The organism is Segatella sinensis, from assembly GCF_040095255.1.
GTDB lineage: Bacteria > Bacteroidota > Bacteroidia > Bacteroidales > Bacteroidaceae > Prevotella > Prevotella sinensis.
In genome coordinates this window covers 59,612-73,311 of the sequence record NZ_JBBNGE010000007.1, presented here as the reverse complement: position 1 = coordinate 73,311, position 13,700 = coordinate 59,612, and the positions used below count along the sequence as shown (strand labels likewise).

Annotated in this window: 12 protein-coding genes; 5 read left to right on the top strand and 7 right to left on the bottom strand. The window is 45.9% G+C overall.

Going from position 1 to position 13,700, the window contains the following annotated elements; translation table 11 throughout:
* The first annotated feature begins 24 nt into the window (after window positions 1–24).
* Window positions 25–699 carry a hypothetical protein gene (locus AAAT87_RS03385; protein WP_089542827.1) on the top strand — a complete coding sequence of 225 codons (675 nt, stop codon included), beginning with the start codon at window positions 25–27 and terminating at the stop codon, window positions 697–699.
* A 306-nt stretch (window positions 700–1,005) separates the two neighbouring features.
* Here the strand turns inward: AAAT87_RS03385 and AAAT87_RS03380 are convergent, their stop codons facing one another.
* Complete coding sequence (locus AAAT87_RS03380) at window positions 1,006–1,881, bottom strand: sigma-70 family RNA polymerase sigma factor (protein WP_089542826.1); 876 nt, start codon at window positions 1,879–1,881, stop codon at window positions 1,006–1,008.
* A gap of 300 nt (window positions 1,882–2,181) precedes the next feature.
* Between AAAT87_RS03380 and AAAT87_RS03375 the strand changes: the two genes are divergently transcribed.
* On the top strand, window positions 2,182–3,708 hold the full coding sequence (locus tag AAAT87_RS03375) for a peptide MFS transporter (protein WP_270531833.1): 1,527 nt from the start codon (window positions 2,182–2,184) through the stop codon (window positions 3,706–3,708).
* Window positions 3,709–3,769: 61 nt separating this feature from the next.
* Here the strand turns inward: AAAT87_RS03375 and dpp5 are convergent, their stop codons facing one another.
* Complete coding sequence (dpp5, locus tag AAAT87_RS03370; RefSeq protein WP_349225615.1) at window positions 3,770–5,935, bottom strand: dipeptidyl-peptidase Dpp5; 2,166 nt, start codon at window positions 5,933–5,935, stop codon at window positions 3,770–3,772.
* Window positions 5,936–6,138: 203 nt separating this feature from the next.
* Between dpp5 and AAAT87_RS03365 the strand changes: the two genes are divergently transcribed.
* From AAAT87_RS03365 to AAAT87_RS03355, 3 genes are all read left to right on the top strand, one after another.
* Window positions 6,139–7,251 (top strand): helix-turn-helix domain-containing protein, encoded by a 1,113-nt coding sequence (locus AAAT87_RS03365; RefSeq protein ID WP_349225614.1) that lies wholly within the window; start codon window positions 6,139–6,141, stop codon window positions 7,249–7,251.
* Between the two features lie 157 nt (window positions 7,252–7,408).
* Entirely contained in the window at window positions 7,409–7,666 is a 258-nt protein-coding gene (locus AAAT87_RS03360) for a hypothetical protein (RefSeq protein ID WP_349225613.1), read from the top strand.
* Window positions 7,667–7,751: 85 nt separating this feature from the next.
* Window positions 7,752–9,215 carry a DUF1846 domain-containing protein gene (locus AAAT87_RS03355; RefSeq protein ID WP_349225612.1) on the top strand — a complete coding sequence of 488 codons (1,464 nt, stop codon included), beginning with the start codon at window positions 7,752–7,754 and terminating at the stop codon, window positions 9,213–9,215.
* A 109-nt stretch (window positions 9,216–9,324) separates the two neighbouring features.
* Here AAAT87_RS03355 and AAAT87_RS03350 read toward each other — a convergent pair whose 3' ends face one another.
* From AAAT87_RS03350 to yidC, 5 genes are all read right to left on the bottom strand, one after another.
* Window positions 9,325–9,744 (bottom strand): rhodanese-like domain-containing protein, encoded by a 420-nt coding sequence (locus tag AAAT87_RS03350; RefSeq protein WP_349225611.1) that lies wholly within the window; start codon window positions 9,742–9,744, stop codon window positions 9,325–9,327.
* A gap of 70 nt (window positions 9,745–9,814) precedes the next feature.
* Window positions 9,815–10,756 carry a HipA domain-containing protein gene (locus tag AAAT87_RS03345; RefSeq protein WP_153097211.1) on the bottom strand — a complete coding sequence of 314 codons (942 nt, stop codon included), beginning with the start codon at window positions 10,754–10,756 and terminating at the stop codon, window positions 9,815–9,817.
* Window positions 10,757–10,855: 99 nt separating this feature from the next.
* The gene (locus AAAT87_RS03340; RefSeq protein WP_349225610.1) at window positions 10,856–11,200 is read right to left on the bottom strand and encodes a HipA N-terminal domain-containing protein; all 345 of its coding nucleotides are present in this window, start codon (window positions 11,198–11,200) and stop codon (window positions 10,856–10,858) included.
* A 12-nt stretch (window positions 11,201–11,212) separates the two neighbouring features.
* Complete coding sequence (locus AAAT87_RS03335; protein WP_118311311.1) at window positions 11,213–11,419, bottom strand: helix-turn-helix transcriptional regulator; 207 nt, start codon at window positions 11,417–11,419, stop codon at window positions 11,213–11,215.
* A 303-nt stretch (window positions 11,420–11,722) separates the two neighbouring features.
* A complete protein-coding gene (yidC, locus tag AAAT87_RS03330; RefSeq protein ID WP_298532462.1) occupies window positions 11,723–13,660 on the bottom strand; it encodes a membrane protein insertase YidC in 1,938 nt (645 codons plus the stop codon).
* Window positions 13,661–13,700 lie beyond the last annotated feature (40 nt).

Sequence of the window (13,700 nt, the reverse complement as noted above, 5' to 3'; positions counted from 1 at the left end):
TAAACTAAAAGAAAGGACATAACCATGAACGCTACACCTGAATCATTGATTAAGGAATATGCTGACCCAATTGAGCAGCAGGAAATAGACAAGTTTATCTGTTCTGAAATGAGCAGGCAGATTCACCGATATATCAAGGGTATGTCGGGAACCAAACAAGCTATGCTTAAGTTTGAAGAAAAGCTGGCGAGCCTCTCTGTCACAGAGAAAGAGAAGGCGATTGCCAAGTATATTGATTTGAATCGCAAGGCTTTGGATGGACTGGATCTGAAGATGATTCTCGTCCGTTCGGTGGCTAACTACTGTGATACCTTCCAGTATATGCTCGACTTTGTGAACGACAAGCGTAAGATGGTGTTCTATTATCATCGCTTGAAGGAAAAGTATATCCGTTACCATGAAGTCTTCGAGGAAAACGGCAAGTTTGGTATGAAAGATCATCAGGGCAACGTGATGCTTCAGCCTGTCTATGATTTCCTCCGCACTTGCTATATCTATAATGATGACCTGAGCATCATGCCGGTTATTGCAGAGAAGAATGGCAAGATGGGACTCGTGATGCCTGACGGAAAGGATACCATCGTGGCTGATTTCCTTTATGATGAAATCTGTCTGAGAGATGAGTATCCATATTTCGAGGCGGTGAGAGACGGAGTAAACGGATTGATTGATAAGTTCGGAAACTTCGTTAACAATTAATTGTTAATAAAGCTTTTGCCCTTTCAGGGCGACAGGTTAGCACCTATGACAACCCAGGGTGTTGCCCTGGGCTAGGAGCTTTTGCCCTTTACCTTTCCCTTCGGCCGGTGACCGTTGGTTCAGGGCGTGTGTGTAAAAAGAGAAAGGGCAATCAGATTGGGATGAACCAGCTGATTGCCCTTTTTGTTTCAGTTGTGGGTAACACAACTGAGCTTTATTTATTTTTCTCTCGTCTTCGATATGGATTGAATTCCTGTTTCAGAATTCAGAATGTCTGTTTCTTAATTCTTGGTTTCTGTTTCAGAATTATCCCAAGTATTTCATCAAGATCTTGATCTTTCCGCTTTCACGGAGCTTGATGATACTCTTCTCGCGAATCTGGCGTACACGCTCACGGGTGAGGTTGAATTCGCTTCCGATTTCTTCCAATCCCTTCTCGTGGCAACCGATGCCATAGCAGTAGCAGAGAATCTTGCGCTCGCGTTCCTTCAATACTGTTGCCAATACGCGCTGGAGCTCGCTCGCCATAGACTCGAAGTCAACACCCTTGTCGGTACGGCTATCATCACCTGAAGCCATCACATCTACCATCGCATTGTCATCGTCATCACTACCGAATGGAGCATCGATACTCATGTGGTGGTTGTCTGCCTTGATGGTCTGGTCAATCTTGCTTTCCTCCATCTTGGTAATCTGTGCCAACTCTGCAACAGAAGGCTTGCGCTGGTTTTCCTGCTCGAACTTGCTGATTTCGGCGCTGATCTTGCTCAATGCACCTACCTGGTTCAAAGGCAGGCGAACGATACGGCTCTGCTCAGCGATAGCCTGGAGTATGCTCTGGCGAATCCACCATACTGCGTATGAGATGAACTTAAAACCACGAGTTTCATCAAATTTCTCTGCAGCCTTTACCAAACCGATGTTTCCCTCGTCGATGAGGTCTGTCAGACCCAAACCCTGATGCTGGTATTGTTTAGCAACAGATACAACGAATCGGAGGTTTGCCTTGACCAGTTTTTCCTTGGCACGCTCACCCTCACGACCGCCTTTGCGAATCTTCTGGGCCAGCTCAATCTCCTCATCAATAGAGACCATAGGTTCTCTACCAATCTCCACCAAGTACTTGTCGAGTGCTTCACTGGAACGATTGGTTATACTCTTGCTAATCTTAAGTTGTCTCATAAATATCCTTTTACCTTTCTTTTTTGTTTTAATCCAATATTTATACTGTCGGAATCCACCTTTACGGTTTCGGGCTGCAAAGGTACAAAAAAAAACGCAATCTTGTTGTAATAGAAATGGAAAACTTTTGCATTATTTGTCTGTTTTTTAGAAATTTAGACGTTTTTGAATATAAAAATGGTATTTGATATAGCGATTTTTAGGCATTGAGTTTGAAATATGGAATAATTTGTGTATCTTTGCACAGAATTTGCGAGAAAAGAATAACTAAATAATAAAATTATAAAATAACAGAAAATTATGTTTGAAAATCAACCAAAAGGTCTGTGGGCCTTAGCTTTGGCTAACACGGGTGAGCGTTTCGGTTACTATACCATGCTTGCAGTGTTCTTGCTCTATTTGCAGGCTAACTTCGGTTTTGAAACCGGATTGGCAAGTACAATTTACTCTACCTTCCTGATGATGGTTTATTTCCTCCCTATCATCGGCGGTATCGCAGCCGACAAGTTTGGCTTTGGACGTATGGTTACCACGGGTATCTTCATTATGTTCATCGGCTACCTGGTACTTTCGCTTCCTCTTGGCAAGGACACCGTTGCCATTGCTGCCATGGGCATTTCGCTTATCCTCATCGCTTTGGGTACCGGCTTGTTCAAAGGTAACCTGCAGGTGATGGTAGGTCGTCTCTACGACGAGCCACAGTATGCCAGCAACCGTGATTCCGGTTTCTCTCTCTTCTATATGGCTATCAACATTGGCGCCATGTTCGCTCCTACAGCAGCCATTAAAATCATGAAGTGGGCGCAGGAGAGTCTGAGTGTATCTGTAGAGGATTCATACCATTTTGCATTCGCTGTGGCATGTGCTTCGCTTATCATTAGTATCGCCATCTACTATGCCTTCAGCTTTACATACAAGCACGTGCTTGCTTCTGAGACCAAGGGTAAGGACGACAAGACTCCGGTTAAGGAGACTAATGAGCTTTCCAAGGCTGAGACCAAGGAGCGCATCATCTGCCTCTGTCTCGTATTTGCTGTGGTTATCTTCTTCTGGATGGCTTTCCACCAGAATGGTAATACCTTGACACTCTTTGCCCGCGACTATACTCAGAAGACATCTGAGGGCTTGCAGTCAATGGCATTCGACGTTACCAACCTTGTAGCCTGCATCTTCGTGGTTTACGGTTGCTTCGGTCTGGCACAGAGCAAGACTGGCAAGGGTAAGGGCATCTCTCTCGGTGTCATTGTTGCTGCCATCGCTTTCCTCTTCTACAAGTACAGCAACCTTGAAGGTGCCGTAGATGTTGAGGCTCCTATCTTCCAGCAGTTCAACCCATGCTATGTAGTGGCATTGACACCAGTGAGCGTTGCTTTGTTCTCTTGGCTTCACAAGATTGGCAAGGAGCCTACATCTCCTGAGAAGATTGGTTTGGGTATGCTCGTTGCAGCTCTCGGTTTCGTATGGATGGCTGTAGGTTCTATGGGGCTGGAGCTTCCTTTGACACAGGGCGATCCTGCTACAGAGGGTACACGTGTAAGTGCTAACCTCCTCATCTCTACCTATCTCATCCTTACATTCGCAGAGCTTCTGCTTTCTCCAATCGGTATTTCGTTTGTATCGAAGGTAGCTCCTCCAAAGTATGCTGGTTTGATGATGGGTCTCTGGTTTGGTGCAACAGCCATCGGTAACCAGTTGGTTATGATTCCTGGCATCATGTGGGGTCAGAACTTCAACCTCATTGCCATCTGGGGTGTTCTTGCAGGTATCTGTCTGGTTTCAGCCCTCTTCATCTTCTCTATCATCAAGAAGTTGAATCGCGTAAGCTAAATCAAAAATATCATATATAAAAAAGGCTTGCTTCATTTCCGAAGCAAGCCTTTTTTATATGTTATTTCTTCAACCACTTGTCTAACCATCCGAAGAAGGTGCGCTGCCAGAGTACGCCGTTCTGTGGCTTCAATACCCAGTGGTTCTCGTCAGGATAGATAAGAAGCTCGGCAGGGATGCCACGCATACGAGCGGCATTGAAGGCGCCCATGCCCTGGTTGGCATTGATACGGTAATCCTTTTCGCCGTGGATGCAGAGAATTGGAGTATCCCATTTATCTACAAACTTGTGAGGACTGTTCTCGTATGTCTTCTTGGCGTTGGCACTCTGATCCTTGTTCCAGTAAGCATCATCATACTCCCAGTTAGAGAACCAAGCCTCCTCGGTATCTGTGTACATGCTCTCAAGGTTGAAAGCGCCATCGTGAGCAAGGAATGCCTTGAAACGCTTGTTGTGATGACCTGCAAGATAATAAACAGAGAAACCACCAAAGCTGGCACCTACACAGCCCAGACGATCCTTATCTACGTATGGAAGATTGTTGGCTGCATCGTCGATGGCAGAAAGATAGTCGTTCATGCACTGACCAGTCCAGTCTCCTGAAATCTCCTCGTTCCATGCACTTCCGAAACCTGGAAGACCACGGCGGTTAGGCAATACGATGACGTAACCGTTGGCTGCCATGATCTGAATGTTCCAGCGATAGCTCCAGAACTGGCTGACCGGACTCTGAGGACCGCCCTCGCAGAAGAGAAGGGTAGGGTACTTCTTGTTGGCATCGAAGTTAGCTGGCAACATGATCCATACCAGCATCTGCTTGCCGTCGGTGGTCTTTACCCAGCGCTGTTCGCACTTACCCATGTTCAACTGGCTCAGGATGTGGTCGTTCTCACGGGTAATCTGTTCTACCTTGGTACTCTTGGCATTCTTGCCTGGCGTTACGATGTAGATATCGGTAGGGTGACTCATGCTAGCCTTGGTAGCGAGAAGCTTGTTGCCGTTGTTGGCAAGAGCGATGCTTCCGTAGTCTGCCCACTCGTTGGTAATCTGCTTTACTTCGCCCTTGAAGTTAGCCTGATAGAGGTTCAGGGTTCCGTGCCATACGCCGATGAAGGTGAGGCTCTTGTTGTCCTTGTTCCATACGAAGCCCTCTACGCTGGAGTCGAACTTCTCTGATACATAGTTCTTCTTGCCGGTAGCAAGCTCATAGACACAGAGGCGGTTGCGGTCGCTCTCGTATCCGTCGCGAGCCATACTCTGCCAAGCCACGTACTTGCCGTCGGCAGAGAACTGAGGGTTGATGTCGTAACCAGGATTGTTCTTCAGATTCTCAGGTGCATTTACAGCCTGGTTCTTCATGCTCTTGGTAGCATCAATCTTAGACTCTACATAACCAGCCTCCTTGCAGAGGTTCTTGGTCTCGCGCGTACCTATATTATATAGGTAGATGTCTGAATCGGTAGAGATGGCATATTGCACGCCCTCCTTCTTGCGACAGGTGTAGGCGATGGTCTTGGAGTCCGGACTCCAAGCCAACTGCTCGATGCCTCCGAATGGAGCCATAGGACACTCGAAAGGCTCATCCTTCAGGATATCCTCACCGGCGTTGATGGTGCCATCCTCAGCAACATCAGACACGAAAGGATGAAGGATACTCTCTACGTAGTGATCCCAGTGGCGATAGTTCATGTCGGTAACGAGACGACCTGTAGCCAGAGGAAGATCAGAAGGATTCTTCTTGATGGTTCCGTGATAAGGCAACTCCTTGATGAGGATTACCTTCTTGCCATCTGGAGAGAAGCGGAATCCCTGGATGCCCAATTCGTCGTTGGTGAGCTGCTTTCTGCCAGTACCGTCTGGATTCATGCTCCAGAGCTGTCCGCAACGGATGAAGGCAATCTTCTGCCCGCCCTGAATCCAGGCAGCATCAGTCTCGCTCTTGGCATCAGTGGTCAATGCCTTCTGGTTCTTGCCATTGGCATCCATGATGAAGAGCATCTGATGGCCCTTGTTTTCCTTTACACTGTAGTAACCTACCTGGTAAACCACCTGCTTGCCGTTAGGCGAAGCTTCAGCGGCACCGATTCTACCCATCGCCCAGAGAGCTTCTGGGGTCATCAGGTGGTTCTCCACCTTGATGTTGTTTTTCTCAATCATAGTCTGTGCATCGGCTGTATTTGCTCCCATGGTGAGAGCTGCTGCAGCCAAAATCATCGCTTTAATCATATTTTTAAGATATTATTAATAATTTGTTGCAATCTTCTAAATATTCTGTGCAAAGTTACAGAAAATTAATGAGATAACAAAATTATTCTTCTTTCTTTACTAAAGTATGCGCTTTTTTTCGTATATTTGCAACTGAAATGATACAGTTTAGCTTTCAATGCTAAATTTTCAGGAATATAAGTAAAGATATAAATATTTAGTAAATGAATACATTGTTTCTTGTGCAGTTTGCTTGCTGCATTATAGTGTCGATGTTGGGCTTGATATTGGTTTTGTCTAGGTTTCAGATTCGCTGGACCAACCATCGTTACGAGGTGTCTCGTTGGCTCCTTGCTTTTTCTATGTTTGTACTTGCAGGGCATTTTGTCTTGCAAATGGTTTATGGTTTCCGTGCTAAAGGCGATGCGATTGGAGCTGTTGTCAATGTTCTCTTCTATACTCCAATCTCTTTCATAATTTCCTATGCTACCTATAATTTAATTTGCTATCGGAGTGGGCGGAAGAAGTTTGTCTTGGTGGGATGTGTGAGTTATGCATTGATTTTGATTTGTTTCTTTTTCGGATACAAAGATACTCCAAGGGGGATGCATATAGGCGAGTGGCTGTACGTGATGCTCGCATTGTTTGCTGTTACCATCATATATTGCATTTATACCACGGTTATCGAGATGCGATATCATCGAAAGATTATCGAGGAAAACACTACGGAAGATTTGCTTCCTTTTGATAGATATGCCTATGCCAGTTATGGTATGGTGGGATTTTTGATTTTGGCGTTGGTAGGTGCTATCTGCTATCGTCCGTTTCTTTATTGTGTGGCGCCCCTGATTCTTTTTTCTTTGATTTTCTTTACTATTACTTTCCTGGGATATGGTTATAATATGATTCCTGCGGAGGTGAGACTGGAGCAGGAAACTGCCGATGAACCTCTTGAAGTGCTGGAAGTGAGTGATGAGGTGGGATTGTCCTCAGAGAAAATCTCTATCATAGAATCGATGCTTACCAGCTGGTGTGACAAGGGTGGCTACAGAGACAGTACGGTAAATATGCCGATGCTTTCTGTTAAGTTGGGCATTCCTCGCAATGAATTGAGCCTGTATTTCGAGAACTATCTGAAGAGCAGTTTCAGAATCTGGCTCAGCGATATCCGTTTCAAGGAGGCACAGCGTATGCTGCTGGAAGAATGCAGATACAGCAATGATACCATTTCTTCAGAATGCGGCTTCTCATCTCATGCCCATCTCTATAAGATCTTCAAGGCTAAAACGGGATTTACGCCAGGACAATGGAGAGATTCTGTACGGAAAAATCGGTAGAATACTGCGAAAAACAGTTTCATTCCTACCAATGAAACACCTATTTGATAGGAATGAAACTATTTTCTTGAGCAATGAAACTGTCTGGTTATAAGATTTTCATTATCTTTGCATCGCTAAATACTAGTAGATGATAATGATTCTTATTAACTTTTAAATGAACAGCAAAATGACAGGCTTTTCTTTATTTCAATCGACTGGTCTAGCCGATATAGTAGGTGTATGTATTATATTATCCATTGCATTGGGGGCTTTTTCCCTGATGTGGATGGATTATAAAAACTATCTTGAGGAGTATGACAACAAGCATTTTCATGTCTTGGATTTTGTCCTCAAGGAGCAGTTGTATATATTTATCTTTCTTGTCTTTGCTTTCCTGGTAGGGGGTGAGATGTTGCTGGATGCCTATATGTAGCAGTTCTCTTTTATTTTTTCGGATAAAAGATTTGTTAGTACGATACTTTTTTTGTAATTTTGCACCGCAAAATATATAAAACACAATGAAAATAGGATTTGACAACGAGAAGTATCTGAAGATTCAGTCCGAACATATCAAGGAGAGAATCTCACAGTTTGATGGAAAGCTTTATCTCGAATTGGGAGGTAAGCTTTTCGATGACCATCACGCCAGCCGCGTTTTGCCAGGTTTCCAGCCAGATAGTAAGCTGCGCATGTTTCAGAAGATTAGCGATAGCATCGAGATTGTTATCGTGATCAGTGCTGCCGATATTGAGAAGAACAAGAAGCGTGCCGATCTGGGTATCACTTACGATGAGGATGTGCTTCGCCTGCGTGGTGAATTCCAAAACCGTGGTTTTATGGTGGGTTCTGTTGTTATTACTCATTTTAATGGTCAGCCTGCAGCCATCGCCTTCAAGCAGCGCTTGGAGCGTGAGGGTATCAAGACTTACTGCCATTATCTCATCGAGGGTTATCCTCACGATGTAGATCTCATTGCTTCTGATGAGGGTTTTGGCAAGAATGATTATGTAGAGACTGAGCGTCCGCTGGTGATTGTTACTGCTCCGGGTCCTGGTAGCGGTAAGATGGCTGTCTGCCTGAGCCAGCTTTATAACGAGAACAAGCGTGGTGTGCGTGCAGGCTATGCTAAGTTCGAGACATTCCCTGTATGGAATCTCCCATTGAAGCATCCGGTGAACATCGCTTACGAGGCAGCTACTGCCGATCTCAACGATGTGAACATGATCGACCCATTCCATCTGGAAGCTTACAATAAGATTGCCATCAATTACAACCGTGACGTAGAGATTTATCCTGTGCTCAATGCCCTGTTCGAGGGTATCTACGGAAGCAATCCTTATAAGTCACCTACCGATATGGGTGTGAATATGGTGGGCTTCTGCATCTCTGATGATGAGGCTTGCTGCGAGGCATCCAAGGATGAAATCATCCGCCGTTATTATGCGGCTACCAACAAGTTGGCTGCCGGTGCGTGCAACGAGGCGGAGATCAGCAAGATTCAGATGCTCTTCAAGCAGGCTAATATTACCACGGCTTATCGCAAGGTGACTGTAGCGGCTAAGGAACACAAGAAGGCGACGGGTCATACTTCTGCTGCGATTGAATTGGAGGATGGAACGATTATCTGCGGTCACAGCAGTGAGTTGCTGGGGTGCAGTGCGGCATTGATCTTGAATGTAACCAAGCATCTGGCTGGTATCGACCACGAGTTGAAGTTGATTCCTCAGTCGATGATTGAGCCTATCCAGCATACCAAGATTAATTATCTCGGCGGTCATAATCCTCGTCTTCATACCGATGAGGTTCTTGTAGCCCTCTCTGTTCTCTCAGAGAATGATGATAACTGCAAGAAAGCTTTGGAGCAGTTGCCAAAGCTCCGTGGCTGCCAGGCTCATTGCACCGTGATGCTGAGTGATGTGGATCAGAAGATTTTCAAGAAGCTTGGTGTCAGCATCACCTGCGAGCCGGTGTTGAAGAAGTAAATTCAGATTGGATTCTGTTGAAGAAATAGATTCGGATAAATTAAAATACCCCCGAAGGGGTATAGTTAATCGCGAGGTTTGATTAATTATACCTTTTCGGGGGTAATTTTTATCTTTCCACAGGCATTCCGAGCTTTGTCCAGTTGAGGATTCCCCCTTCCATATCATAGACCTTAAAGCCTTGCTTCTTCATTTTCAGGCATGCACCATGGCTTCGCTTTCCGCTTCTGCAATAAATATAATAGGTGCGGGATTTATCCAGCTGCTTGATGCCGGCATCGAAAGCCTCGGGGTTGAGGTAATCCAATTGGTGGGCGCCAGCCAGATGACCTTCTGCGTATTCTTTGGAAGTGCGGACATCGAGAAGGAAGCTGGTGGTATCTGCCTTTGCCTGGTCGATAAAGGCTTGAGGAGTCAATATGACGATGCCGTCAGATGGAGCTGACTTTAATGATTGGCCAGCCTGTGCTGAGCAGCCGGTGGTTGATAAGCCAACAGCTGCTAAAAGTGATAAGAGTATTTTTTTCATATCTTGTTTTGTTTATACTATTCTTGCTTTTTTTGTTTTTTTCTTGTTTGTTCTGCTTGGCAGAAACAATTTATCTTAATGCCATGACTCGGCTGAGTATCAGTTTTTTATATTCCTTCTTCATACTATCCGGCAGAAAGGAGGCTTCTATAAGGTCGAGCCATTTCACGATGGAGCGGCGGAACTTCTTGGCGATGTTGTTGATTACTTTCTCGTTGAGTCCTGATGCTGTCATCACCTTGATGAAATCTGATTTCAGAATCTTTCGCTTTCTTCCATTCAGTGTCAGAGCGAGTTCTTCTGTATCTTCCGGCATTACAATCTTGGTGCAGAGAAGGTCGTAGGCTGGGGTTAAGCCATAGCCCAACTGGCGGTTGTTGTAGAGCGAGAAGTTCTTGAGGTGCATATCTGCGTTGCCGGTAATCCACGAAAAGATGACAACCTCCCAATAGTTCACGAGGTCGAGCTGTGAGAAGGAGGAATACTTTTTGATAAGTTTGGCAACCTGTTCGTAGGAACCTTTGTATTTGTATTCGGTAAGGCGCTCGGATAGCTGGCACATATCTTCCATCGGTACTTTGGTTCCATCGTCAAGTCGATCTATTCTCCGGGTGATGTAGCAGAGTTCGCCATCGGCAAAGCGGATCAGACCATGCGGAACCACGGCGATTTTTGCGGCTTCGGCGAGATGCATCGTGAGATCTTCGATTTCCGGAAGACAGCGATAGCGATCGGTCTGTGGCTTCAGGATGTATTTTCCCCAGAGTCCTACGATCGTAAATCGGTCTGGTTCGTTCTTTCCGCCTGGGTTGATATCGAGCGAGAGCTTTGCCTGTACACCGGTGAGGGTGGTTTGTGCACGCACTACCTGTTTAGCCAGGTCGCCTATTTCCTTTCTAATATAGGGTAGGACAGGGGCTTCCTTGGTGCCGAAGAGTTTTCGGGCGCAAGCGGGGTGGTAATCTATCTGCCCTGGCTTGAGTGGTTTATAGCAATATAGACATTTCTCCATATTTCTTTTTCCTTTCTAGTTTTGAGGTGAAGCGTTTGTTCCTTCTGCATCTGAACTGTTCGTTTCTTCTACAGCTGGGCTGTTCGTTCCTTCTACAATTTAACTGTTCGTTTCTTCTACAGGAGGTTCTTCTGCGGGGATGACGCTGACGGCTCCGATGCAATCCTTGCAGCAGGCAAGGAGGAGCGACATTCTATCCCGTTGGTTGATTTTCCAACTGCTTTCTGCGATATTCAGCAGCCATCCTTCGGGGATTAATCCATCGAAGAAGGGAAACAAAACGGTGTCGTGGTAGGGCTCGTCGGATAACGGGAGTGTGAGGCTCACGGCTTCGGCGCCATCCGATGCCAGATAATCTGCATCGTAGGCAAAGGTAAAGCCCGTTTCGTCTTCCGTCAGCAGGCCTACGTATTGGTCGTAGAGATAAATCTTTCCTTGTTTCATAAAATTCTATTTTTATTCTTTTCTGATGGGAACGGGACCGATTTCCTGGCCGAACAAAAGGAGGACTTGGTTTACTTTGTCGAGTCGCAGCGTTTCCTTTCCCTGTTCCAGTTCTCTTACGAATCTGAGGCCTACGCCCGATTTCGCCGCCAGATCTACCTGGGTCAATCCGAATTGCTTGCGCATCTCCTTGACGTATGATGATAATGTATTGCTCATATTTTATTTGTTTTATACCCTTTCGGGTAAAATGATACAGGTTGTAATACTATATTATACCCTTTCGGGGACAAATATACGAATAAAAAATGAAAATACCCCCGAAAAGGTATAATTTATAATATCATTTAACAAATTATACCTTTTCGGGGGTAGAAAAGCGAAATATATCCTTTGGATAATCAAAAAAGCGAAATATATCCTTTGGATAATCAAAAAAGCGAAATATATCCTTTGGGAAATAAAAAAGCGTAACGAATACCTTTGCCGGTAATCATTACGCTTTCATTTATCTAGTAACCATTATTTTCCGAGATTATTCTTTTTCTCGTTCAGTTCTGCCTGCTTACGCATCATCTCTTCCTGCTGCTGGCGCTGCAACTCCTGGAGGGCCTGCATTCTTGCCATGAGGCCGCTTGCCTTCTTAGGGTTGTTCTTGTTCTCCTGATAGCGCTTCTCCAGAATGGCGAGGAGCTTCTCGTCGTTGGTGGTCTTGCGCAAGGTCCACATGATTGCGGCACTGAAGAACAATGAGATGAAGTAGTAGAAGTTCAAACCTGCTGAGTAGTCATTGAACATGAAGAAGAACATCAATGGCATGAGATACATCATCCACTGCATCATCTTCATCTGCTCTGCCTGCTGACCTACCATCTGGTCACGCTGCTGGCGCATCGTCATCCATGAGTACAACAGGTTGGCTACGCAGAAGAGAATACAGGTCAAACTCAAGTGGTCGCCAATCAACCAGATGTTGGTGTTCCACTCGAAGATTGGGTCGAAGGTGCTCAAGTCGCTCATCCACAAGAACTTCTCACCACGAAGCTGGATGGCATTAGGCACGAAGTTGAACATCGCAACCCAAACCGGCATCTGAATCAGCATTGGCAAGCAACCAGACAGTGGACTAACACCATACTTGGCATATTCTGCCATCATCGCCTGCTGCTTCTGCATCTGGTCCTCAGGCTTGTTGTACTGAGCGGTAGCTGCCTCGAGCTTTGGCTTCAGCACACGCATCTTGGCAGAACTCATATAGCTCTTCTTCACCATAGGGTAGGTGATGAGCTTGAGGAGCAATGTGATGAGAATCAATACGATACCCATTGGGAATACATTGCTCAACCAGTCGAACACGTAGAGTGTGAAGAAACGGTTGATCCAGCGGATGATAGGCCATCCCAGATAAACGAGCTTCTGGAACTCCAGGTCCTTGCCGAAGGTGCTCTCCTTCTCTGTATTCTTCAGAATCTGGAAGTCGTTAGGACCGAAGTAGAACTCAAACTCAGATGCCTTCTTGCCGGTTGGGTCGAAGGCAGTCTTCATCTTAGCCTGGAACTGCTTCAGGTAGCCCGAACCCTTTTCCTGAGGGATAGAGGTCATGAAGGCATCCTTGTCGAAGTTGTCCTTAGCTACCATAATAGCTGAGAAGAACTGGTTCTTGAAAGATACCCAGTCGATAGTCTCTTCAATTTTCTCGTCGATTTTCTCGCTGCCCTCGTTCAGGTGGTCGGTGCCGCCCTCTGCCTCATGATAGGTGAGGGTGGTGTAGCGGTTCTCGAACATGAAGCCACGCTCCTGCTGGCGCGCCTTGTCGCTCCAGTCGATGCTCATCTTGTTGCAGCTAGGTGAGAACAGACCAGCCATTCCCTCAGCCTGCAGGCTCATGTGGAGCATATAGTCGTCACCGAGGGTATAGGTCATGCTGAGGGTCTTGCCTGGACCAGCCACAGCAGTCATGGTGACAGACTTGTCGGTCACGTTGGATGGTGTGAAATAGAGATCGCTGGTGATGATGTTGGCCTCCTTCGCCTCGAGCATGAACTTGAGGCTCTGGTCGTTGCCGTCGAAGAGTGTAACGTCCTTCTGGTCGGCAGAACCATCTTTCACTTTGAGGTTATGACCCACATATCCCTTGATGACTGCCTTCTCGACAGTACCACCCTTGGTGTTGAGAGTCAACTCAACCTTCTCGTTTTTCAAAACTACTTTCTGAGCCTGACCCTTCAGCGCCGAATAGAAAAGGGCTGTAGAGTCTGCCTCAATTTTAGCCTTAGCATCCGCCTGGCGCTTAACAGCGGCAGTCTTGCTGGCTTTTTCCATCTCGGCGTGCTTCGCCTTGGCGATGGAGTCCTGAACGAATGCCGCTCTCTGCTCTTCGGCTGATGGCTGGTTGTACCAGCTAAAGCCTATCAGCACTACGGCAATCAGGAGGAAACCGATAATGTTGTTCTTATTCATTATTATTTTTATTGTTTTATTTTCTCTGAGAAGACAGCAA